At 62.0% G+C, this 21,061-nt stretch carries 25 protein-coding genes and 1 tRNA gene; 12 read left to right on the top strand and 14 right to left on the bottom strand.

Annotated features, from left to right (window positions below):
* Positions 1–30: 30 nt before the first annotated feature.
* Positions 31–795, bottom strand: coding sequence for an alpha/beta fold hydrolase (locus ACXJKO_RS05165; protein ID WP_457090013.1), 765 nt, complete (start codon positions 793–795; stop codon positions 31–33).
* A 281-nt stretch (positions 796–1,076) separates the two neighbouring features.
* On the opposite strand from ACXJKO_RS05165, the gene ACXJKO_RS05170 reads away from it, so the two are divergent.
* The 4 genes from ACXJKO_RS05170 to ACXJKO_RS05185 all read left to right on the top strand — a co-directional run bounded on the left by ACXJKO_RS05170 (position 1,077) and on the right by ACXJKO_RS05185 (position 4,115).
* Entirely contained in the window at positions 1,077–1,340 is a 264-nt protein-coding gene (locus ACXJKO_RS05170) for a zinc-finger domain-containing protein (protein ID WP_457090014.1), read from the top strand.
* Between the two features lies 1 nt (position 1,341).
* Positions 1,342–2,529, top strand: coding sequence for an FAD-dependent monooxygenase (locus ACXJKO_RS05175; RefSeq protein WP_457090015.1), 1,188 nt, complete (start codon positions 1,342–1,344; stop codon positions 2,527–2,529).
* A 72-nt stretch (positions 2,530–2,601) separates the two neighbouring features.
* Positions 2,602–2,687 (top strand) — tRNA-Leu (locus tag ACXJKO_RS05180).
* Positions 2,688–2,861: 174 nt separating this feature from the next.
* A complete protein-coding gene (locus tag ACXJKO_RS05185) occupies positions 2,862–4,115 on the top strand; it encodes a M10 family metallopeptidase (protein ID WP_457090016.1) in 1,254 nt (417 codons plus the stop codon).
* A 3-nt stretch (positions 4,116–4,118) separates the two neighbouring features.
* On the opposite strand, the gene ACXJKO_RS05190 is transcribed toward ACXJKO_RS05185, so the two are convergent.
* Positions 4,119–7,271, bottom strand: a complete 3,153-nt coding sequence (locus ACXJKO_RS05190; RefSeq protein WP_457090017.1) for a PAS domain S-box protein — start codon at positions 7,269–7,271, stop codon at positions 4,119–4,121.
* 91 nt (positions 7,272–7,362) lie between these two features.
* On the opposite strand from ACXJKO_RS05190, the gene ACXJKO_RS05195 reads away from it, so the two are divergent.
* Positions 7,363–7,575: a hypothetical protein gene (locus ACXJKO_RS05195; protein ID WP_457090018.1), complete on the top strand. Its 213-nt coding sequence runs from the start codon at positions 7,363–7,365 to the stop codon at positions 7,573–7,575.
* Positions 7,576–7,839: 264 nt separating this feature from the next.
* Entirely contained in the window at positions 7,840–8,079 is a 240-nt protein-coding gene (locus ACXJKO_RS05200) for a NepR family anti-sigma factor (RefSeq protein ID WP_457090019.1), read from the top strand.
* A gap of 53 nt (positions 8,080–8,132) precedes the next feature.
* Here the strand turns inward: ACXJKO_RS05200 and ACXJKO_RS05205 are convergent, their stop codons facing one another.
* On the bottom strand, positions 8,133–8,534 hold the full coding sequence (locus ACXJKO_RS05205) for a hypothetical protein (RefSeq protein ID WP_457090020.1): 402 nt from the start codon (positions 8,532–8,534) through the stop codon (positions 8,133–8,135).
* A 116-nt stretch (positions 8,535–8,650) separates the two neighbouring features.
* Positions 8,651–9,046 (bottom strand): response regulator, encoded by a 396-nt coding sequence (locus tag ACXJKO_RS05210; RefSeq protein WP_457090021.1) that lies wholly within the window; start codon positions 9,044–9,046, stop codon positions 8,651–8,653.
* 392 nt (positions 9,047–9,438) lie between these two features.
* Between ACXJKO_RS05210 and ACXJKO_RS05215 the strand changes: the two genes are divergently transcribed.
* Positions 9,439–9,678, top strand: coding sequence for a hypothetical protein (locus ACXJKO_RS05215; protein ID WP_457090022.1), 240 nt, complete (start codon positions 9,439–9,441; stop codon positions 9,676–9,678).
* A 192-nt stretch (positions 9,679–9,870) separates the two neighbouring features.
* Positions 9,871–10,020: a hypothetical protein gene (locus ACXJKO_RS05220; protein ID WP_457090023.1), complete on the top strand. Its 150-nt coding sequence runs from the start codon at positions 9,871–9,873 to the stop codon at positions 10,018–10,020.
* Between the two features lie 307 nt (positions 10,021–10,327).
* Here ACXJKO_RS05220 and ACXJKO_RS05225 read toward each other — a convergent pair whose 3' ends face one another.
* The 6 genes from ACXJKO_RS05225 to ACXJKO_RS05250 form a co-directional block, all read right to left on the bottom strand.
* Positions 10,328–10,594, bottom strand: a complete 267-nt coding sequence (locus ACXJKO_RS05225) for a hypothetical protein (protein WP_457090024.1) — start codon at positions 10,592–10,594, stop codon at positions 10,328–10,330.
* A 186-nt stretch (positions 10,595–10,780) separates the two neighbouring features.
* Complete coding sequence (locus ACXJKO_RS05230) at positions 10,781–12,019, bottom strand: porin (protein ID WP_457090025.1); 1,239 nt, start codon at positions 12,017–12,019, stop codon at positions 10,781–10,783.
* Between the two features lie 247 nt (positions 12,020–12,266).
* Positions 12,267–12,554, bottom strand: a complete 288-nt coding sequence (locus ACXJKO_RS05235; RefSeq protein ID WP_457090026.1) for a hypothetical protein — start codon at positions 12,552–12,554, stop codon at positions 12,267–12,269.
* 81 nt (positions 12,555–12,635) lie between these two features.
* Positions 12,636–14,192, bottom strand: coding sequence for an AMP-binding protein (locus ACXJKO_RS05240; protein WP_457090027.1), 1,557 nt, complete (start codon positions 14,190–14,192; stop codon positions 12,636–12,638).
* Between the two features lie 2 nt (positions 14,193–14,194).
* A complete protein-coding gene (gpt, locus tag ACXJKO_RS05245; RefSeq protein WP_457090028.1) occupies positions 14,195–14,701 on the bottom strand; it encodes a xanthine phosphoribosyltransferase in 507 nt (168 codons plus the stop codon).
* Positions 14,702–14,737: 36 nt separating this feature from the next.
* On the bottom strand, positions 14,738–15,484 hold the full coding sequence (locus tag ACXJKO_RS05250) for a competence/damage-inducible protein A (RefSeq protein WP_457090029.1): 747 nt from the start codon (positions 15,482–15,484) through the stop codon (positions 14,738–14,740).
* Positions 15,485–15,779: 295 nt separating this feature from the next.
* Between ACXJKO_RS05250 and sfsA the strand changes: the two genes are divergently transcribed.
* Positions 15,780–16,499 (top strand): DNA/RNA nuclease SfsA, encoded by a 720-nt coding sequence (gene sfsA / locus ACXJKO_RS05255; RefSeq protein WP_457090030.1) that lies wholly within the window; start codon positions 15,780–15,782, stop codon positions 16,497–16,499.
* Between the two features lie 7 nt (positions 16,500–16,506).
* Here the strand turns inward: sfsA and ACXJKO_RS05260 are convergent, their stop codons facing one another.
* Complete coding sequence (locus tag ACXJKO_RS05260) at positions 16,507–17,331, bottom strand: FkbM family methyltransferase (RefSeq protein ID WP_457090031.1); 825 nt, start codon at positions 17,329–17,331, stop codon at positions 16,507–16,509.
* A gap of 145 nt (positions 17,332–17,476) precedes the next feature.
* Here ACXJKO_RS05260 and map point away from each other — a divergent pair, with 145 nt between their 5' ends.
* Positions 17,477–18,295 (top strand): type I methionyl aminopeptidase, encoded by an 819-nt coding sequence (gene map / locus ACXJKO_RS05265; protein WP_457090032.1) that lies wholly within the window; start codon positions 17,477–17,479, stop codon positions 18,293–18,295.
* Positions 18,296–18,307: 12 nt separating this feature from the next.
* On the opposite strand, the gene ACXJKO_RS05270 is transcribed toward map, so the two are convergent.
* Positions 18,308–18,601, bottom strand: a complete 294-nt coding sequence (locus tag ACXJKO_RS05270) for a hypothetical protein (RefSeq protein WP_457090033.1) — start codon at positions 18,599–18,601, stop codon at positions 18,308–18,310.
* Between the two features lie 124 nt (positions 18,602–18,725).
* Between ACXJKO_RS05270 and radC the strand changes: the two genes are divergently transcribed.
* Positions 18,726–19,412, top strand: coding sequence for a RadC family protein (gene radC / locus ACXJKO_RS05275; RefSeq protein ID WP_457090034.1), 687 nt, complete (start codon positions 18,726–18,728; stop codon positions 19,410–19,412).
* A gap of 73 nt (positions 19,413–19,485) precedes the next feature.
* The gene (locus tag ACXJKO_RS05280) at positions 19,486–19,935 is read left to right on the top strand and encodes a PRC-barrel domain-containing protein (protein ID WP_457090035.1); all 450 of its coding nucleotides are present in this window, start codon (positions 19,486–19,488) and stop codon (positions 19,933–19,935) included.
* A 71-nt stretch (positions 19,936–20,006) separates the two neighbouring features.
* On the opposite strand, the gene ACXJKO_RS05285 is transcribed toward ACXJKO_RS05280, so the two are convergent.
* Both ACXJKO_RS05285 and ACXJKO_RS05290 read right to left on the bottom strand, forming a co-directional pair.
* The gene (locus ACXJKO_RS05285) at positions 20,007–20,603 is read right to left on the bottom strand and encodes an exopolysaccharide biosynthesis protein (RefSeq protein ID WP_457090036.1); all 597 of its coding nucleotides are present in this window, start codon (positions 20,601–20,603) and stop codon (positions 20,007–20,009) included.
* 114 nt (positions 20,604–20,717) lie between these two features.
* Positions 20,718–20,987 (bottom strand): usg protein, encoded by a 270-nt coding sequence (locus ACXJKO_RS05290; RefSeq protein WP_457090066.1) that lies wholly within the window; start codon positions 20,985–20,987, stop codon positions 20,718–20,720.
* Between the last annotated feature and the right edge of the window lie 74 nt (positions 20,988–21,061).

Consider the following 21,061-nt stretch of genomic DNA (forward strand, 5'->3'; position numbering starts at 1 on the left):
GAGATGCGATACGCAATTCAACGCCAAGGCTCAAGGACGGTGCTTCAGGAACTCCAGCACGCCCTGCTTGTGAACCTTGTCGCCCACGGCGAGGTTGTGATCGCGTCCGGGAATGTCGAGCGCTGTCGCATTGGGCAGGAGCTTTGCGAGTTCGGGGCCAGAGCCGGAAACATCGTCCTTCGTGCCCACCGCCACCAAGGTCGGCAGCGTGATCGAGGCCACCTCCTCCCGCGTCAGCGCTTGGCGCGAACCGCGGATGCAGGCGGCGAGCGCCTTAAGGTCGCAGCCGTTCTGTTCGGCGAAGGCGCGGAACATGCGCTGCATCGGATCGGTGAGATCGGCAAGCGAAGGCACCTCCATGGCATCCGCGATGCCGAGCGGCAGGCCGACCCCTTCGACGAGGTGGATGCCGAGGCCGCCCAGAATCACCGAGCGCATGCGCTCGGGCGCCGCCAGCGCCATATGCGCCGTGATGCGCGCCCCCATGGAATAGCCCATCACGTCGGCGCGCTCGATCCCGAGATGATCGAGAAGGCGCGTGCCATCCTCCGCCATGCGGTAGGAATGGTAATCGTCGGGATTATAGAGCTTGTCGCTCTCCCCATGCCCGCGATTGTCGAACGCGATCACACGATACCCCTCGCGGGTCAGCGTCTTTACCCAGAGCGTGTTGACCCAGTTCACCGCATGGCTCGATGCGAAGCCGTGAATGAGCAGGATCGGATCGCCCTGCCCCTCATGGGCCGGAACGTCGATATAGGCGATGCTGACGCCGTTGGAATTGAAGTAGCGCATGGGACCGGGAGATCTGAGACCGGGAAATCTGGTGGTTGTCGGATGCGCCGCAAACTACGCACCCGCCCTCCTTTATGCAATCGCCCTCCGCAGGAACCAGCCCCGCAGGACCGTGTCAGGCCGCGAGGCAAGGGCAACACCATGTCAAAAACCGTTTTCAGATCGCCATCACCGTCCCCGCCAAGGCCGGATCGCCGCTCCGAGCCCGAAATTTTTGCTCTAGGCGCATGGCGCTTCGGCCATTATGGTGCGCGCAAATTTCATCGGTTCAGAGCAGGGCAATGGCTGACAAAGGCACACCCCACTTCCACAACGACCTGGGCGTTCCCGTCATCACCGTGGGCTCGAAGGAGTTCATGTGCATCGGGGCGAAGCCTCCGTTCGACCACCCGCACATCTTCATCGACATGGGCTACGACAACGAGACGATCTGCTCGTATTGCTCGACCCTGTTCAAGTACGACCCATCCCTGAAGGCCGACGAAGCCCGCCCGGCGGAATGCGTCTGGGAGCCGGACTTCGCGACCTCCGATTCCTCCCGGTAAGGTGTCGGGCCTCTCGATCGCCATCGTCGGCGCCGGAATCGGCGGCCTGACGGCGGCTCTGGCCCTGGCCCGTCAGGGCCACGCGATTACCCTTGTGGAGCGGCGCACCGGCTTCAGCGAAGTCGGCGCCGGGCTCCAGCTTTCCCCCAATGCCAGCCGCCTCCTGATCAGGCTTGGGCTTGGCCCGGCCCTGCGGCGCGTGGCGACGACGCCCGACCGCGTGGTGGTGCGCAAGATCGGCACGGCTCAGGAAATCGGTGAGATCGCGCTGGGCCCCTACATGCAGCAGCATTATGAGGCCCCCTATTGGGTGGTCCATCGCGCCGATCTCCAGACGGCCCTGTTGGACGCCGTGCGCTCGGACCCCGCGATCCGCCTCGTCATGGGGCGCAAGGTCGAGAACGTGCAGCCCGGTCCCGATCACGTGGAACTCTCCCTGTATTCCTCCGGCGGAGCCACGGAGACGCTGAGGGCGGATCTGGTCATCGGCGCGGATGGCATCTGGTCCCGGGTGCGGAAGGCGGCAGGCGACGAGAAAGTCCCCGAATTCCACGGCTATATCGCATGGCGGGCCACCTTCGACCGCCGTAATGCTCCCAAGGAACTCGCCGGCAACGAGACTGGCCTCTGGCTCGGGCCGCAGGGCCATGTGGTGCATTATCCGATCTTCAGCGGGCACCTCGTCAACGTGGTCGCCATCGAGCGCGCCAAGCAGCCCGTCGAGGGCTGGGCAGCTCCCGGACGGTCCGAGGACCTTCTGGCCCATTACCGCTCCGCGGCCCCTGTCCTTCGCGATCTCCTGAGCAAGCCTCAGGAATGGCTGCAATGGTCCCTGTTCTACCACCCCATCCGGCGGATGGCGCAGGGACGCGTTGCCCTGCTCGGCGATGCCGCCCATCCGGTCCTGCCCTTCCTCGCCCAGGGCGCGGCGCTCGCCATCGAGGATGCCGCGACCCTGGGAGCGGTTTTAGGCCGGGATGTCACGGATGTGGCCTCCGCCCTTTCCGCCTATGAAAACGCCCGCCTGGAGCGCGCCAGCCGCGTCCAGGCCGAGGCGCGGCGCAACGGGCGCATCTACCATGCAGGCAGCCTGATCTCGTTCGGCCGCGACAGGATCATGCGGCATCTCGGCCCCCAGGACATGGCCAAGCGCTACGACTGGATCTACGGCTTCCGCACCCCGGAATAAGGCCTTCCCAACAGCCCCGTTCAGCCCCGCACTTGCGCTTCGCCCCGGAGCCCGATAACCCTCATTCCTGATGCGGACGTGGCGAAACTGGTAGACGCAAGGGACTTAAAATCCCTCGGGCTATGCCCGTGCGGGTTCGACCCCCGCCGTCCGCACCAAATGGGCTCCACAGCGCTCGATAGCGCGCTGTCCCCAAGCTTCCAAAAGATTAGCCCCGAAGATACCGCCCTCATCTTTATGCCTTGGATCCTACCTCGGGAGGAAAGGCCGGGCGGGAGTGACAGAATCTATAATGGCTTGGCTCGTCGGATCCTCGACCGGAGACGAAAGCCATGGCTGCTCTCCCGAATTTCATCCGCTCGCTTCGCAACGAACAGAGCAACGATTACTGGCGTTACCATTTGAATACGCGGGACGGCGAGGGAGCCGTCGTCAGCTACAACTTCATGACATCGCCGCAGGGTGCGAACTGGTATGGCGATCCCAGCAATGGCTTCGCGCCGTATTCCGTCGCCGAAGTCGCGGCCACCGAGAGAGCGCTGCGGGAATATTCGAAAGTCGCCGACATCAAGTTCGTACGCGGTGCGTCGCAAGGCGAACAATTGATGTTCGGGCAGTTCAACATTCAGGGCGTGGGCGGCTATGCCTCCTACCCGCTCACCTATGTTCCGGACGGCACCCAATACGCATTGCAGCAGATCTACATTCACGCCAATTACGGCACGGAACACACGCAATACGGATACCTGACCCTGCTGCACGAGATCGGCCATGCGCTCGGCCTCAAACATCCGCATGAAGGGAATGCCAGACTGAGAGGCGGCGAGGACAGCTGGGTCAATACGGTGATGTCCTACAACAACACGTCTTCGGGCAACTTCAAGCTGGGTGCGCTCGACATCATCGCCGTTCAGAGCATCTACGGCCCGGCCAAGGCGCGCATGGGAGCGGATACGTACAAGTTCGGCGCCACGAAAGTCATCTGGGACGGCGGCGGGCGAGATACAGTCACCGCCTCTCACTTGCAGGAAAAAGTTTCGATCGACCTGACCGGCGGCAGTTGGAGCTATATCGGCGCGAAGGCTTCGTCCATCACGGCGGCCAATCAAGTCTGGATCGGGCATTTCACCGTCATCGAGAATGCGATCGGCGGCGCTGGCGGCGACAAACTACGCGGCAACGATGAAGCGAACCTCCTCGGCGGTCGAGGCGGCAACGATACGCTCATCGGATTGTCGGGCCGCGACAGGCTTTTCGGCGGCGCGGGAGCCGACACTTTCACTTTCAAGCGAGCGACCGACAGCACGGTCGAGACGACCGGACGCGATCTGATTGCCGATTTTTCCGCTAGGGAAGGCGACAAAATGGATTTGCGCAGCATCGACGCCCGCGCCGATTTCGGCGGAAACCAAGCTTTCAACTTCATCGGCAAGCACGCGTTCCACAACACGTCCGGCGAACTGCGCTACGACAGGGCAGCCGGTGGTGTGGTGGTCAGTGGCGACACGACTGGAGACAGTCAGGCGGATTTCGCTATCTTCATGAAGGGCGTCAGCAGCTTGGGCAAAGGCTACTTCCTGCTTTAACCTTCACTCGCCCTCCAGAAGCTTCTTCACCCGCTCGGCAAGGCTCGATGCGGCGAACGGCTTGGTGATCAGGTGAACGCCCTCGTCGAGCCGTCCATGATGGATGATGGCGTTGCGCGTGTAGCCTGTCGTGAACAGCACCTTGAGATCGGGACGAATCTTCAGCGCCTCATCCGCGACCATACGGCCGTTCATGGGGCCGGTGAGCACCACATCCGTGAAGAGAAGATCGATCTCGTCGCGATGATCCCGCAGGATCGCCAAGCCCTTCGGCCCATCCTCCGCCGAAAGCACGCGGTAGCCCGCATCCTCCAGAACGGAAATGGAAAACTCACGCACCATCTCCTCGTCCTCGACCACGAGAACGGTGCGGCCGGCGGCATGTGGATGCGGTACTGCCACTGGCTGGGTGACCGTTTCGCCGACCACTTCCGAACTCCGCAACACACGCGGGAAGTACAGTTTGACGGTCGTGCCCTGCCCCGGCTCCGAATAGATCGTGGTGTAGCCGCCCGATTGCCGCGTGAAGCCATAGACCTGCGCGAGACCGAGGCCTGTGCCCTTGCCGACCGGCTTCGTGGTGAAGAAGGGCTCGAACACCTGCGCCTTCACATCGGCCGTCATGCCCGTTCCCGTGTCGGAAACACTGACCATGACATATTGGCCCGCCCGGATCTCATTGCTGGTGCTGGCGGCATAGGCTTCGTCGAGATAGACATTCGCGGTCTCAAGGGTGAGCTTGCCGCCATCGGGCATGGCATCGCGCGCATTGACCGCGAGATTGAGGATCGCGCTTTCCAGCTGGTTCGGATCGGCTTCCGTACACCAGAGCCCTCCGGCCAGAACCGTCTCGATGGAAATGTTCTCGCCGATGGTGCGATGAAGCAGCTCCGACATGCCCGCCGCGATCTTGTTGAGATCGAGAACTTCCGGCTGCAAGGGCGACTGGCGCGAGAACGCCAGCAGACGATGGGTGAGCTGCGCCGCACGGCGCGCGCCTTCGACGGCGTTGTCGACATTGCGGATGAGCCGGGCATCGCCCGTAGTTTCGACGCGCCTGCGCAGCATGTCGAGATTGCCGGTGATGACGGTCAGGAGATTGTTGAAGTCGTGAGCGACGCCGCCGGTCAGGCGTCCCACCGCTTCCATCTTCTGCGCCTGGCGCAGCTGTGCCTCCGCCTTCTCGCGCTCGGCGAGAGCCTCGGCGATGCGCTGTTCGAGGGTTGCATTCCATTGACGAAGAGACGCTTCCGCCTGCTTCTCGCTGTCGATGTCGAGGCAGGCTACGACGCCGGACATGACCCGTCCCGCCTCGTCACGGATCGGGGCCGCCATGAAGCGCATCCAGGCCTTACGGCCATCGCCGCGCTGATAGAGCACCTCCATTTCGGCGCGCTCTTCCTGGCCGCGCAGCACACGCGACATCGGATATTCCTCTGCTTCCACCTGTCGTCCGTCGGGATGGTAACCAATCCACTCGCGATAGCTTTCCACGTCGGGAGACGGCAGGATGGCGTGGCCGAACAGGCGTTCCACTTGCGCGTTTCCGCCAAGCACGCGGCCGGATGGGGCTTCGGCGATCAGGATGCCGACGGGCACCGTATCGAGAATGGCCTGAAGGCGTCGTTCGCTCGCGGCGAGTGCCTCCTCGGTCCGTTTGCGCTCCGTGATGTCGATGATGATGCCCGGGAAGCGGGCCGGCTTGCCGTTTTCGTCATGATAGCAACGGCCCCGGGCGGAGACCCAACGGATCTTTCCTTCCGTGACCACGCGATACTCAGCGACATATTCACTGCCTTCTGTGAGCGCGCGCTGAATTTCTGAATTGGCCCTCGCGCGGTCTTCCGGATGCATGCCGGAAACATATTGACCGATCGGCGTTCCCATCACCCCGAGCGCCGGATCGACGCCGAAGAAGGTCGCGAACGCATCGTTCGTATAGACCCGATCATTGCGCACATTCCAGTCCCAGGTGCCGACGCCGCCTGCGGCATCCAGCGCGAAGCGAAGACGCTCCTCGCTGGCGCGAAGAGCTGCCTCCGCATCGTCGCGCTCGCGTTCGCGCTCATGCAGTTCCTTGGATGCGATCGCGAGGGCATCGCCCACATTCGCCATCTCGCTCAGGCGCGTGTCGAGCGCGGGAACCGGCTCGCCCCGGCCAAGCGCACCGGCACGCTGGGCCAGCATCGCCATAGGTGCCGTGATGTGGTGTCCGAACAGGAGCGCGAGCAAAGTGGACAGGGCCGCCAGCGCGGCGCCGAGCCATGCCAGATACCAGAGCGATCGCTGGAGCGGCGCGGAGAGTTCCGCGTCATTGATACCAATCGCCACGCGCCAATCGGACAGCTGGGAGCGCGCATAGGCGCCGAGCACCGCCTGACCGTCGATCGTGTGGCCTTGCCATGTCCCCTCTGCGTTTTTCGTGTACTCCAGCAGATCGGGCGTCGCGGATTTCCCCACGAACTCCTCATGCCGGAAATTGCGCGCGAGGATCGCCCCTTTGCGCTCGATGACGGCAACCGTCCAGGTTTCAGGAAGGCGTTCCCGCGTCGTGAGCCTGCGGATCCGCTCGACTGAACCGCTCACCGACAGAAGATAAGCGACTTCGCCATTGCGCATGACAGGCATGGTGACGGCGTAAAGGGGCTGCCCCGACACGGCACCGTTGAACAGATCCGCCACAACAGGTCGCTTGAGATCGATTGCAGCAACATCGCTCGGCAGGTTCGTTTTCGGAAGAGCCTCTCCACGGGCGACGCGCGCATTCACCAATTGCTGACCATCGGGCGAGCGCAGGACGATGTTGACGCCCGACATCAGGTTGCCGCTGCTGACCTGTCTGGAGAATCCGTCGAGATCGCCCGTCTGCAGATATTGCGAATGAACGAGGATGCTCAGCGCGGCGCGCAGGCCCGTGAGCTCGCGGTCCACGTCAGCCGCCACGATGTGAGCGGCTTCGAGCGCATCGCCTTCGAGGCGCGTTCTCTCGGCACTGGCGAGGTGCCACAGGATGAACCCGGCGAAGATCAGGATCGGCAGCGCTAATCCCGCGCACATCAGGGCAAGGTGCAGGCGCAGCGAGAAGCGCCTGTGTGGGCGACCTGCCGGATTGCGCGCAAGTGTATCCTCTGTCGGCGATGGCGCGATGCGTTGCATGATGTCCCTGATATTCGTCCGCTGGGCGCAAGGCCGGCCAGAAGTCGACCGGCAGCGAGCTGCGGCCTCGAAGTGAGGATATAAGGACTAAATGCAGGTGGGCAAAGCCTTTGGCATGGCCAAAAGCCTGGATTTACATCAGGCCTGCCGGCTCGATCAGCGGCTCGTCAAAGCCTTGAGAGCCAGGATCGACGTGAAGATCGGCCACCCGAATGCGGCGATGACGATATGGTCCAATCCGACCTTCTCCTCGCTATCGATGGTGGTGGACACCGCCAGGAGCAAGACCACTCCGCAGATATAAAGCATCAACAGTTCACGCACTTACCGGCCCCCGCCCTTTTATTAATGTCGAGCTTTGAACCAGAGCGCGAGGGAAACCAATGCGACCGGCGGTCGCCTCACCTTTCGGAGAGGATATGCCTATCCGGCCGCGCGAGATGTTCGGGCGTGTCGCCTCTTATCCCAAAGAAGCAAAAAATCGCATCTTTTCCAGAAACTTAGCCGCAACCGAACGTGTTCTGTTCCGTTCACAGGCTCAAGATAATTTGCTTCAAGGAGATTGAGCATGCCAAAGCGGTTCCACCATTCGAATGGACCGCCTTTTCCGGTCAACAGGCATTTGGGCTGGAGCATCGGCTCCAATGGGCTGACCGCGGCCGGGCAATCCGAGATCCTCAGGCAGCTTGGGCGACAGCTGCAAACCGACTACCAAAGTCTTTTGAAAGAGCCTGCGCCGGACCGGATTAAGAACCTTCTCAAGCGTCTTGAAGAACGGGGCGATCCTCGAGACGAAGAGGATATGTGATAGAGGCGCCGGCAGCCTGTTGAAGGCATGGTTCCGGCGCCTCCAGGACAGGTTTACTCGCCGCGTCGCTGCGTCTGCCTTTTGCGCGCTGCCTGGCGATGGTGGGATGGCTCCTCCTGAGAGCGTGGGATCAGGTTGTAGAGGATGAAACCGGCGAGAATGCCGGCGCCCAGGAGAAGAGCCGGGTGAGCCCGCGCAGTTTCCACCACACCCGAGGCGGCACGCCGCGCATCGTTCATGTCGATGCTGTAGAGCGATGCGTCGTGCATCACCTTTTCCGCCCGCCGCACATTCTCACGCCGGGTGTGGATCTCCACATCGAAGCCCTCGTCATCGTCATGCCGGTGCATTGCGATGCTGTTACGGGCGAAGCCGCTGGAGATGAGGCGGCGGATGGCTTGATCCGCTGCTTTTCGCGATGTGAATGTCCCGGTGGCGATAGTCGTGCTTGGCATCGGCTTAGCTCCTCATGAAATTGCTAACGCCAATTCCTGATGAGCGCCAAGGTTCCCGAGCACGCCTTTGAAGCGGCTCGGGCCTGACCATGGATGCCGCAAAATAGATTAGTCTTTTAGTGGCTTCTGGCAGATTGCGACGCTCTCTCCGCCTCCATCAGAACTTCGAGCGCGCGCCAAGGCTTCGGCATGAAGCGTACGTCGCGAGGAACGTCCGCGAGGCCGTCTTCCGGGGCCAGGCCGGAGGTGAGAACGGTGCGGACCCATGGCCATTCGATGCGCACGGTCCGCGCGAGATCGACCCCGTTCATGAGGCATGGGAGGCGAATGTCTGCAAAGAGGAAAGCGACATCCTCCGCGTGATCCCGAAGATAATTCAGCGCTTCTTCGGCGCTGGCGGCCTCGACGACCTTGAGGTCCGTCTCCTCCAGCAAGGCTGCGGCAAGGCCTCTGACCTCGAAGTCATCCTCGACGATCAATGCAATGCGACTGGGTTCTATCTTCTGGCCCATGCGGTGTCTCCTCATTCCGTCCGATATGTTCCGACCCGACACCCCAAGCTTGCAGGCGTTGCCGATCGATTGCTGCCGTAAAGGATGAGACACCAGAACCCGCGCCGGCACAGTCGGCGATGGTCCTTAGCAACTCGACCTTTACTGCAGCTTGTCGACTGCCGCCGGCATACGCATCCCCGCCGCTAGCAATCATGCAAAAAAGCCTTCGGTCTCAGACACCCGTCGAGCGCCTGTTCCGAAGTCGACTCATCAAGGAACGGTGATCGGGGAGGTCCGTTTCAGCTTGGCCATTGGGTTTTTGCGGCACGGCTTGTTTTTTCTGCTCTGGAGGAACCGGCTCACACGCTATAGCTTTAAGCTATACAGCCGCACCCAGACGAGATCGGATTGTGCTTAAGGAGACTCAGCTGCATCAGGAGTTCATCGATCTGGAGCTGCATATGCGGCTTCTGGATAGTCAGCTTGCAGATGCCCTGCACCGGATTCGTCACAGCTCCTCCACCGATCTCATCGAGAAGGCCCGCGAGGACGAGAAGCTCCTTCTTGGCGAACTCGACCGCCTCATGACACGCATGAGAGCCATTGAAGGCCAGCTTCTCCAGCTTCGAAAAACTGCGACACGCCACTAGAGCTGTTTCCACTTGCGCGGAAGCATCTCTCTTCTTTGTTAAGCCGCATTTTTTGACGGCGAGCCGGGATCCACTTCGCCGAAAAATTCTCTGAGAATTCTCGCAGGATTAATCCCAATGTGCGGCGGCACACCTCCGAAAGAGGGCGTTCGAGTCATAGTAGGTGGTGCAGAATCCGTTGGGAGTGGAGCAATGGCGATCCGTCACTCGCATCACACGCCACAGGACGAAGCCCGTGACCGGGAGAGAGCACCGCGACCGCGCATTCCCGTCATTCCGGCATTGCTCGGAACCGTGGCTCTTTTGAACGTCACCTCGGTCGTATTTGCCCTTATTGGGTAAGACATCGCCGGGCGGGTTCACCGTTCAGACAGAAGAGCTGCAGGGCAGTAAAACCAGTGAGGACTGCCCTGCAAGCACTTGAATAGTCTTAGCGCAGTCCGAGGAACGACAGGATCGCAAGTACGACCACGATCGCTCCGATAATCCAAATGATGTTGTTCATGAGAGTGTTCTCCTGACGAAAGAATGGACGCTATGGCAACCGTCAAGGTGAGCGTTCGTTCCCTCGCCTGCCCGTTCCTTCCTCTACCGAACTCCTCCCGTCGCGACCGAGCCACCCTCGGCTTAGCGCAGGGCATCGGATCTCTTATGGCTGCTCGCAGACGGCTTCCTCCCAGGACGACGGCTGGCCGAAAGCATCGAGCTGGGTGCGCCTGACAAGCCTGCAATTTTCAGCCCCCAACCCGCGACGGGTGTCGCCATAGACCCGGCTGCCGTAGGTGCGCTCGTTCTGATAGCCGGGACCGGAGCGATACTCGCTGTATGACCAATCGGCGGATGCCGAGCAAGCTCCCAATCCAGCAGCCAGGATCGTCAGAAGCCCTCCGGTTATCAGTCTTTTGCGGCTATGCATTCGCTTCTCCAGATGATGATTGCCGTGAAAACTTGCCTCAACCGAGCCCAGAACTTAGGGCCGATTGCATGCGAGGCGAATGAGCAAGCCTTACCGAGGAAAGATCCGGAGACACGGCAGCCATATAGGAAAAAGAAAACCCCGGTGTTTCCACCGGGGTTTCCCTTTCAGATCGGATAGAACCGATTAGAAGTCGCGCTGAACGCGGATACGGCCTTCCCAAGCATCGCCCGAGCGGACATCGACGCCGCGCGGATCCTGGTTCGCGTACAGAACCTCGACGCCGAGATCCAGACCGTCGACCGGCTGCCAGATCACGTTCGTGCCGACGCGCCACTCGTTGAAGTCTGGGTTGAAGCCAGCAATGTCGGACGCGAAGCTGCCGTACTCGACGCGAGCATACGAACCGAAGACGCTCTGACGAACTTCAGGGGTCCAATAGTGACGCAGACCACCGGCAACCGACCAGCCGCGGCCGGTCTTGATGTCGCCATCAGCGCCGATATAGGCGTCCACGATGTCGGTCGTCGAACGGCCAACGGTGTTGGTGCTGTCGAAGCCGAGGTAGCCCATGGCGCCGTCAGCGTAGGTTGCGGCAATCCACAGAGCGTCGCCCGGAGCGAGCGACGGCAGGTTGACGCTGCCCTGAGCCGTCACAGCGAAGCCGTAATCGGTGTCCGGGATATCGTCGAACCCGAGGGGGGCAAGGCCGGGGATAACGGCGCTACGCAGCTGGTGCACGGCGCCGGCGAGAAGGGCGGAGCCCCAGGTGCCGGTGTACTGCACGTTGGCAACCACGTCAGGCATGCGCTGACCGGCTTCGGTGAACGCGACGGTATCGCCGAACTCGGTACCCGCATAGCGGCCTTCTTCGAGGGCGATCGAGGCCGAGAAGCCATTGCCGAACGAGAAGGTGTAGGCAAAGAGGTTCACGTTCGGGGCGTCCGAGAAGCGGAGCGTGCCGAAGTGCTCAGTGGGAAGGTCACTGTTGTCGAAGAACGAGATCGAGCGACCGGCGGTCAGACCACCGAACTGGATGAAGGCCTGGTCGACGTTAGCGGTCGTCGACGAGAAGCCGTACACGCCGGTGTCGCGGGTCATCTCGAAGCGGACGAACGAGCGCAGCAGGCCGTAAGCCGTGGCGGTACGAGCGTCGAGCTGGATGCGGCCGCGAGCGCGGAAGCCGATCGAGTCATCCTCGCGGGTGGTCGGCTCGAGATACTGGAACTCGGCGCGAACGCGGCCGCCGACGCGGAGGCAGGTTTCCGTGCCGGGGATGTAGAAGAAGCCTGCACCGTAGGTGGAGCAGACGCGAACGTATTCGACTGCAGCGGCCTTCTTCACGGGAAGATCGGCGGCTTGAGCTCCGGCAACGGCGGCGAGACCCGCAACCGATCCGAGAAGAAGGCTCTTAACGAGCTTCATGAGTATTCTCCAGGTCCAAAATACCAGGGTCGTTAGCCCCCAGTGCAACCGTGACCATACTTGGGCTGCCGATTCACGCAATTGGGTGCACGCACCAAAGCTGTCTACTGAGGATGCATTATGCCTTTAGTTTGAGCAGATTACACCTGGGCGAGCCGCATTCTTCCTGAGTGTGACATAATTTCAACATGCCACGATGGGACCGGCGATCCCTTTCCCGGGCACAACCAGAAGCGCTGCTCCTCGGTCACCAGAAGTCATAAGGACCGGAGCGACAGCGATACCCGATCGGGCATTGCGGCGTATCCCGCGTCGGCACCCAGGCCGGGTCGAGGATCTCGTTGAACTCGCAGAAGCTAAGATCGCGCACATAACGATCATAGGTGTATTGGCCCGTACCGAGAACCGCAGCGCCGTGGGAGAACACGATCTGCCGAGCCTGATTACAGCTGAGGTTCGGCGTGAACGGGCGCGATTGCGCAAAAGCAGTCGTAGCGCTGGCCATGAGGAGGGTAACGAGAGCGATCCTGTTCATGCGATCATCCATGGATGAGGGGTCGGAATGGCCCGAACCGCCAAGGATAACGCTGTAAGAAGGGCTTTGGTTACAACGGCTTCAGAGCATGGGCTGGAGGCGGCGCGCCATCTCGACGGCGCCCGCGTAATCCGTCTTGCCGGAGCCGAGAACGGGAACGCCCGAGACGAGAATTCCTTTCGGAACCCATAGCTCGGAGAACCCCTGCTCCCGTGCATGACTGAGCAGGACATCGCGGTCCGCGTCCGGCTTCTCGGTGATCAGCACGATCTGCTCGCCCTTGCGGGGATCGGGCAGCGCCACGACCACATGGTTGAAGTCGGGCCAGAGCTGCTGAACCATCGCCTCGATGGCGGCCAGCGACACCATCTCGCCGCCGACCTTGGCGAAGCGCTTGGCGCGGCCACGGATGGTCACGAGGCCGTCCTCCACAGTGACGATATCGCCGGTATCGTGCCAGCCATCCGCAGGCGGATTGATCCGGCCGGGGTTTTCGGGGTCGAGATAACCCTTCATGACGTTGGGGCCGCGCACATGCAGACGCCCACCGACATGGATTCCCTCCACCGGATCGAGCCGCCATTCGATACCGGGCAGGATGAGGCCCGCCGCTCCGGGACGATTGCGTTCTGGCAGGTTCACGGCGATCACCGGCGCGCATTCAGTCGCGCCATAGCCTTCGAGAATGATCGTGCCGTACTTGGCCCACAACGCGCGCGTCTCGTCCTTCACACGCTCGGCTCCGGCGATCACATAGCGCACGCTTGCAAGGTCATTCTCGCCGGCGGCGCGGGCATAGCCTTGGAGGAAAGTGTCCGTCGCCAGCAGGATCGTCGCCTTGGTCCCTGCGATGAGCTTGGGGATCTGGCGGTAATGCAGCGGGCTCGGATAGAGCACCGACTTCATGCCGTTGAGCACCGCCGTGAGAAGCCCCGCCGTCAGCCCGAAGGAGTGGAAGATCGGCAGCGGATTGAAGAATACATCCTCGGGCCGCAGCACATCGCCTGCGAGCGCCTTCACCTGATAGGCATTGGCGACGAGATTGGCATTCGAGAGCACGACGGCCTTCGGCACGCCCTCGGAGCCCGATGTGAACAGCACGACGGCCGGATCGTCGGGGCCGCGCTTCGCCTGAGCATGCACCGACCGCGCGCGCCAGGAATCGAAGAGACCGCGCAGCTTGTCGAAGCTCGTGAGGCTCTTGCGCACATCTTCCAGCCAAATGATGCGGYGCCCTTCACCGAGCGTCTCCACGATATCGTCGAGCTTGCCCTGCTCGACGAAGCGGCGGGAGGTGATGATGGTCTTGATATCCGCGATCTCACAGGCAGCCTTCAGGTTCTTGAGGCCCGCCGTGAAATTGAGAAAAGCCGGCACGCGACCGAAGGCGTTCAGCCCGAAGAGCGTCACCGCGATGGCCTGCACATTCGGCAGCAGCACGCCGATCGTCTCGCCCTGCCCCGTGAGGCCGGCGAGCTTGCGCCCCAACACCAGGGAGCCGAGCACCAGCCGCCCGTAGGTGATGGGCTGGCGCTCCAGATCCTCGAGAGCGGCCTTGTTGCGCCCGAACGTGTCGCGCGCATCGAGCAGCGCGCCGAACAGGGTCTTGCGCGTGCGCGCTATGTCGAATGCCGTCACGATCAGCCTGCGGAACCTTCGCGGATCGGGGCCTGATAGGCCAGGCCCATATCCCAGGGAAAATAGATCCAGGTATCCTGGCTCACTTCCGTGACAAACGTATCAATGAGCGGCCGTCCGGCGGGCTTGGCATAGACGGCGGCGAAATGCGCGTTGGGCAGCATGTCGCGGACGATCTTGGCGGTCTTGCCCGTATCGGTCAGGTCGTCGACGACGAGAACGCCTTTGCCTTGTCCGTCGCCGATCGCCTTGATCGAAGGCGCAATTTCCTTGATGACCTGCAGGTCGCCCTGGTTCTTGTAGTCGTGATAGCTCGCGATGCAAACGCTCTCGATGAGCCGGAGATCGAGCTCACGCGCCACGATGGCCGCCGGCACGAGGCCGCCACGCGTGATGCAGACAATCGCCTCGAATGGGCCGGCCGAGGCCAGCCGCCACGCCAGGGCGCGGCAATCGCGGTGGAACTGATCCCAGGAGACGGGGAAGGCTTTGGGAGAGGTGGGAGACATGGGCTTGCTCGCCTGACTGATATGATGGGGAAACGTTTAAAGGGGCGCCCGGTCGCCCTTGAGGCGCCAGAGCAGATCGTGAATAGCGGCTTTGGCGGCAGCGACCTCGGCGGAATCCTTGCCCCGCACGACGATCTGGTTGCGGAAGCCAGCCGTGGAAAATGACGGATAGGAGCCTATCGAGACGCCGGGATGCGCGGTCGCGATTTGGGCGAGGCCCTCGGCATAGATGCCTTCGGCCAAACCTTCCGCCTCGATGGTTTCGATGATCATGCGCGCGCCGGTCTGAAGGCCAGGCGCGATGATGTCGAGCATGGCCTGCATGATCGACGGCACGCCCGCCATGACGAATACATTGCCGATGTGGAAGCCGGGTGCCTTCGAGATCGAATTCTCGATGAGATCCGCGCCATCGGGAATGCGGGCCATGCGCATCCGGGCCTCGTTGAGCTCATCCGGCTGGTAGCGCTCCCGCAGCATGGCGACGGCGCGCGGATCATGATCGATGCCGACGCCGAAGGCCTTGGCGATGCAATCGGCGGTGATGTCGTCATGGGTCGGCCCGATGCCGCCCGTGGTGAAGAGGTAGGTGTAGCGAGAGCGCAGGGCGTTCACCGCCGCAACGATCTCCTCCTCCACATCGGGGACCACCCGGACCTCGCGCAGATCGATGCCGATCCCGGTCAGGTACTCGGCGATATAGCCGATATTCTTATCCTTGGTGCGCCCGGTCAGGATCTCATCTCCGATGATGAGAAGGGCGGCGGTGACGGAAACGGCCATGCGTGACGATCCCTTTTGAGGGGCTTTAGCCTCAGAAACGGCAATTCTCAAGCACGTACAAGAGTTCGCCCCGTGTCATCCCCGGCCGAACGTAGTGAGGGGAAGGGATCCACACACAAGCACGGCGCTATGGATTCCCTTCCCTCGCCTCCGGCTCGCCGGGATACACCCTGCACCGTCATGGCCGGCATCAAAGCCGGTGATGATGCGCGAAATCACCTGCGGCAAAGCGAGGGTTGAGGCCGAGCCGCCTCCCCTGCTACGAGAGCGCTTTCCTATTTCATGATGGTTGTTGATGCGTTTTCAGGAAACCCTGCTCGAAGGCCGTCTCATCGAGCGCTACAAGCGATTTCTGGCGGATATTCAGCTGGACAGCGGCGAGATCGTCACCGCCCATTGCGCCAATCCCGGTGCGATGATGGGGTTGAAGGAGCCCGGCAGCCGGGTTTTCCTGTCCCGTGCCACGAACCCGGCCCGCAAGCTCAAGTACAATTGGGAATTCATAGAGGTGCCTGCCGGCGGCGGTCCCAACCAGCTCATCGGGATCAACACCTCCCGCCCCAACCTCCTCGTCGCGGAGGCCCTGCGCGAGGGGCGGCTGGCTCCGTTCACGCGGTACGACCGCGTTCGGCCGGAGGTGAAATACGGCAGGAACAGCCGGGTGGATTTCCTGCTCGAAAAGGATGGCGAGGCGCCCTGCTATCTGGAGGTGAAGAACTGCCACCTCATGCGCGAGGCGGGGTTTGCGGAGTTTCCGGATTGCATCGCCGCCCGCAGCGCCAAACATCTCTACGAGCTTGCCGATATGGTCGAAAGCGGAGCCCGCGCCGCGCTCGTCTACGTGATCCAGATGGATGCGAACCGCTTCGACGTCGCCCGCGACATCGACCCCGCCTACGACAAGGCGTTTCGCCATGCCCTTGCGGCAGGAGTGGAGTCCTACGCCTATGTCTGCCGGATCACGCCCGAGGAGGTGACGATCGACAAGCCGGTGGAGATCGTCACGCCGCGCTGAGAAGCGCTCAAGCCCGCTTGAAAGCCAGGTTCATCTTGGTCCGCAGGACCTGTCGGTAGCCCTTGCTTTCCAAAAGCTTCGGCAAATCGACCTGCCAGCGGCTCGGCACGTCGGGAATGATGAGGATCGACGGATAGAGCCCGGGCGGCGCATCGCGGAAGAACGGGTCGAGGATCAGATCCTCCGCGCCTTCCACATCGAGCTTGACCGCATCCAAGCGCTCGAAACCCTCGCGGTTCACCAGATCGAGCAGGGTGACCGTGGGAACCCGGATCGTCTCGGTCTGGCTCGAATTGACGATCTTCAGGCTTGCCTCGCCCCGGTTCAGCGGGTCGAGGAACAGGGTCAGTTCCCCTGTTTTGTCGGCCAAGGCGCAATCCACCGCCTTGATGGTGGCGAAGGGGTTCTGGCGGATGTTGTAGATCAGCCGGTCGAAGATTTCCGGTTGCGGCTCGACCGCCACAATGCGCGACGAGGTCGCTGCCTTCCGGGCCACCATCAGGGCATACCAGCCCACGTTCGAGCCCACATCGATAAAGGTGAAGCCTTCCGTCGCGTGGCCCGCGATGAGCTTGATTTCGTCGATGTCGAAATATTGGGGCGTGAAGAGGATGCGCCGCTCGCACACGTTTTTATACGGGGAAAGGCGCATCCGCACCCCGAACGTTTCGAGATCCAGAGGCTGGCCCTTCAGGGATTTCATCCCGACCCGGCGCAGCATCAGGGCGATCCGGCGAGCCACCCATCCGCCGGGCAGACCGCGCGTGCGATCGATCACCCAGCGGGTGAGACCTGAAGGCGCGAAGGTCCCGAAGGGACGTGACTCATTCATTAACGAGATATCCAAAGCCGCCGAACTGGATGAACAGGGTTGCTCATGACACCCTCCAGCCCCATTCGCAAGCCTCGGAATCGTGGTCTTCGCTTGCGTCGGGCGCAACGATCCTTACATTCGGGCTTCGAAGCAAGGACTGAATATGACTGAGACCGAAATCGTCGAGCGCAAGCGCTCCGCGGAAATCCCGCTGCATGGACCGGATGCCTTCGAGGGCATGCGCCGGGCCGGCCGCATGGTGGCCGAATGCCTGGATATGCTCACCGACCATGTGAGGCCGGGTGTGACGACCGAGGATCTGGACAAGCTTGCCTTCGATTTCATCCGCGACAACGGCGCCTTTCCGGCATGCCTGCATTACCGCGGCTATACCAAGACGATCTGCACCTCGATCAACCACGTAGTCTGCCACGGCATCCCCAACGACAAGCAGTTGCGCGACGGGGACATAATGAATGTGGATGTCACGCTGATCCTCGACGGATGGCACGGCGATTCGAGCCGCATGTACTATGTGGGCGAAGTCCCCCGCCGGGCGCAGCGCCTGTGCGAAATCACCTATGAATGCCTGCTGCGCGGCATCGCCGCTGTGCGTCCAGGCGCCTCGACCAACGATATCGGCGCAGCCATCCAGACCTATGCCGAAGCGGAGCGCTGCTCCGTGGTGCGGGATTTCTGCGGACACGGGATCGGCAAGGTTTTCCACGATTCTCCGACGATCCTTCACTACGTGGAGCCAGCCTATAACGTGGAGCTGAAGGCCGGCATGTTCTTCACCATCGAGCCCATGATCAATCTGGGCCGCCCGCAGGTGAAGGTGCTCGCCGACGGCTGGACCGCAGTGACCCGCGACCGCTCCCTTTCGGCCCAGTTCGAGCACATGGTGGGCGTGACGGAAACCGGCGCCGAGGTCTTCACCTTCTCGCCGAAGGGCATGGATAAGCCGCCTTATTCGGCGTAATCTGGAGCCCGCTCAGCGCAAGCTCTCCGGCATGGCCCGGTAGCGACAACTGATGAAGAACGTCGCGACCACGCCGCCTGCCGCAAAACCTATGGTGGCGCAGCCCTCCAGGGCAGGAAAAGCGACACTCATGGGGTCAATGAATGGCGAGGAGAGCAATGCCGCAGTGATCATCGCAACCGGCGCGATCACGAGATAGGCAAGCGCGCCGCCGATGACGCCTCCGAGCCCTGCTCCCAAGGCAATGCCGAGCAGGGCCATAAGGGACAGGCCCAAATATCGTGCCGAATGAACGACGTGCTTCATTTGCCTTGCCCACAGCTGTACGACAGCCGATATAATGAAACATTATAAAGAAACTTTTTATCCTGCAAGAGCTGAGCTAAAGCTTCACCGTTCCATCCTTCGAGAGTGAAGAATCACGGCCGGCATGAGCGACGACGACACTCCCCATTATCATGGCCACCGTGACCGGTTGCGGGCCCGCTTTACGGATGTGGGCGGGGATGCGCTGCCGGATTACGAATTGCTGGAACTCGTTCTCTTCCGCTCGATCCCGCGCCGGGACGTGAAGCCGATCGCCAAGGACCTGATCAAGCGCTTCGGCACCTTCGCCGAGGTCCTGGCCGCCGCCCCTGCCCGCCTGCTGGAGGTGGACGGCGTCAGCGAGCGGGTCGTCACCGACCTCAAGATCGTGGAAGCCTCGGCGCGGCGTCTCGCCAAGGGCGAAGTGGCAAAGAGGCCGGTCCTGTCATCCTGGACCGCCGTGCTGGATTATTGCCGCACCGCCATGGCCTTCATGGACAAGGAGCAGTTCCGCCTGCTCTTCCTCGACAAGCGCAATGCGCTCATCGCCGACGAGGTGCAGCAATCGGGCACCGTGGACCATACCCCGGTCTATCCGCGCGAAGTGGTGAAGCGGGCGCTCGAACTCTCGGCTTCGGCGTTGATCTTGGTCCATAATCACCCTTCCGGCGACCCGACGCCCTCCTCCGCCGACATCAAGATGACCCGCGAGATCATCGAAGTGGCGAAGCCCTTGGGCATTTCGGTGCATGACCACATCATCGTGGGTCGGGAGGGCCATGCGAGCCTGAAAGGCCTCCAGCTCATCTAACCTTGAGGGCAGAACCAACCTCGTCCGCCTGCGTTACACCCTCACTGAAAACGCAATTCAAGGACGAGACATCATGAAAAATCTCGCAATGACAGCCGCTTTCCTCGGCACGACCCTGCTTGCCTCCGGCGCCATGGCCCAGACCGTGCCCACGACCCCACCGGCCTCCGGCTCGACCCAGTTCATCACCCAGCTCAGCCCCGACACGATGCTGCTCTCCGACCTCATGGATCTCGATGTCATGGGCCCGGACAACAAGGATATCGGCGATGTCGAGGACGTGGTGCTCGACCGTGACGGCAAGGTTGCCGCTGTGGTGATCGAGGTCGATAAAGGCATCGGCGACCGCACCGTGGCCCTGCCCATGAGCGCCTTCCAACTCGTTCAGGATACCGCCACGACCGGCTCGGTTCAGACCGGCGCCAGCGCACCCGCTCTGCGCGATTCCGAMGACATGCATCTCAAGATCGACATGTCGGTCGATCAGTTGAAGTCGGCTCCGGAATTCGACGACAACGATTGAGGCTTCGTCTCAAAGCAACTGCGATGCCCGGCACATGGCCGGGCATTTGCGTTTGGGGCCGCCGGTACCGGTTAAAAGATGGATTCGATACCCGTGAAAATCGCGTAGACGAAGCCCAGGCTCAAGGTCAGCCCGATGGAGCCGATCACGAGACCCCCGATGATCACGAGGCCGTCGCGCTCCACCAGTCCCAGGCCGACGAGACAGACGGCGAGGCCTAAGGGGATCTGCCCGACGAAGGGCGGCGCGAAGAGAAGGCCAAGCGCCAGCACGAGGATGATGATGCCCATAAGGCGCATCGAGAACGGGGTATCGAGGAAGGTCATGCGCGGGCGGGAGAAGCGTTCCAGCCTGCGAAAAGCCGGCATCGCACGGCCGACGGCGCGCTCCACATCCGTGCGCGCAACAGAGCGGTTGAGCAGTTGCCTGGGGAGCCAGGGAGCTTCACGACCGAAAATGATCTGGATGGCGACGAGGCCCAGCAGCAGGCCGCAGACCAGCGGAATCGGCGGCGGCATCGGCAGGCAGTTGGGGAGGCCAAGCAGCACGATCAGCAGGGCAAAGGCCCTGTCCTGCAGCACGGTCATGATATCGCGCACGGTCAGACGCTCGCCTGGCTGGGAGGCAAGGGCGAGCAGGATCTGGGACGTTCGCGCGTTGGAAAACAAGGAGCCCTAACAGGTTCGGGGTAGCTCGACGCGCTTCTCTACCCGGTTTGGTGTCCGGGGCCAAGGCTCTTAAGCCAAAGCATTTTCAAGATTCAGCAACGCTTGGATCACCTCTCAGTGAAGGTTGATCTCCCCCGAGACGGCTCTGAATTCGGCCGGGCGGACCAGCTGGGAATGCGAGACCGTGACGGAATGAAGCGGCCCCGCGAGTTCCCGCTTCCAGAAATCCAGGAATTCGATGAGCACCGGAAAGCGCGGCGCCAGATCGTAATCCTGCCAGATATAGGTTTGCAGGAACGACGGATGATCCGGCATCCGGTAGAGAATCTTGGCGGTCGTCAGCCCATAACCTTCCATCTGACGGATGAAATCCTTGGATACCATGCGCGCTCCCTCACTCGACCCGAAGAGACGCACCGGCAGGCCTTCACCCGAGCGACGGGCAATGTCCTGCCCAA

It is taken from the genome of Microvirga sp. P5_D2 (assembly GCF_054049475.1).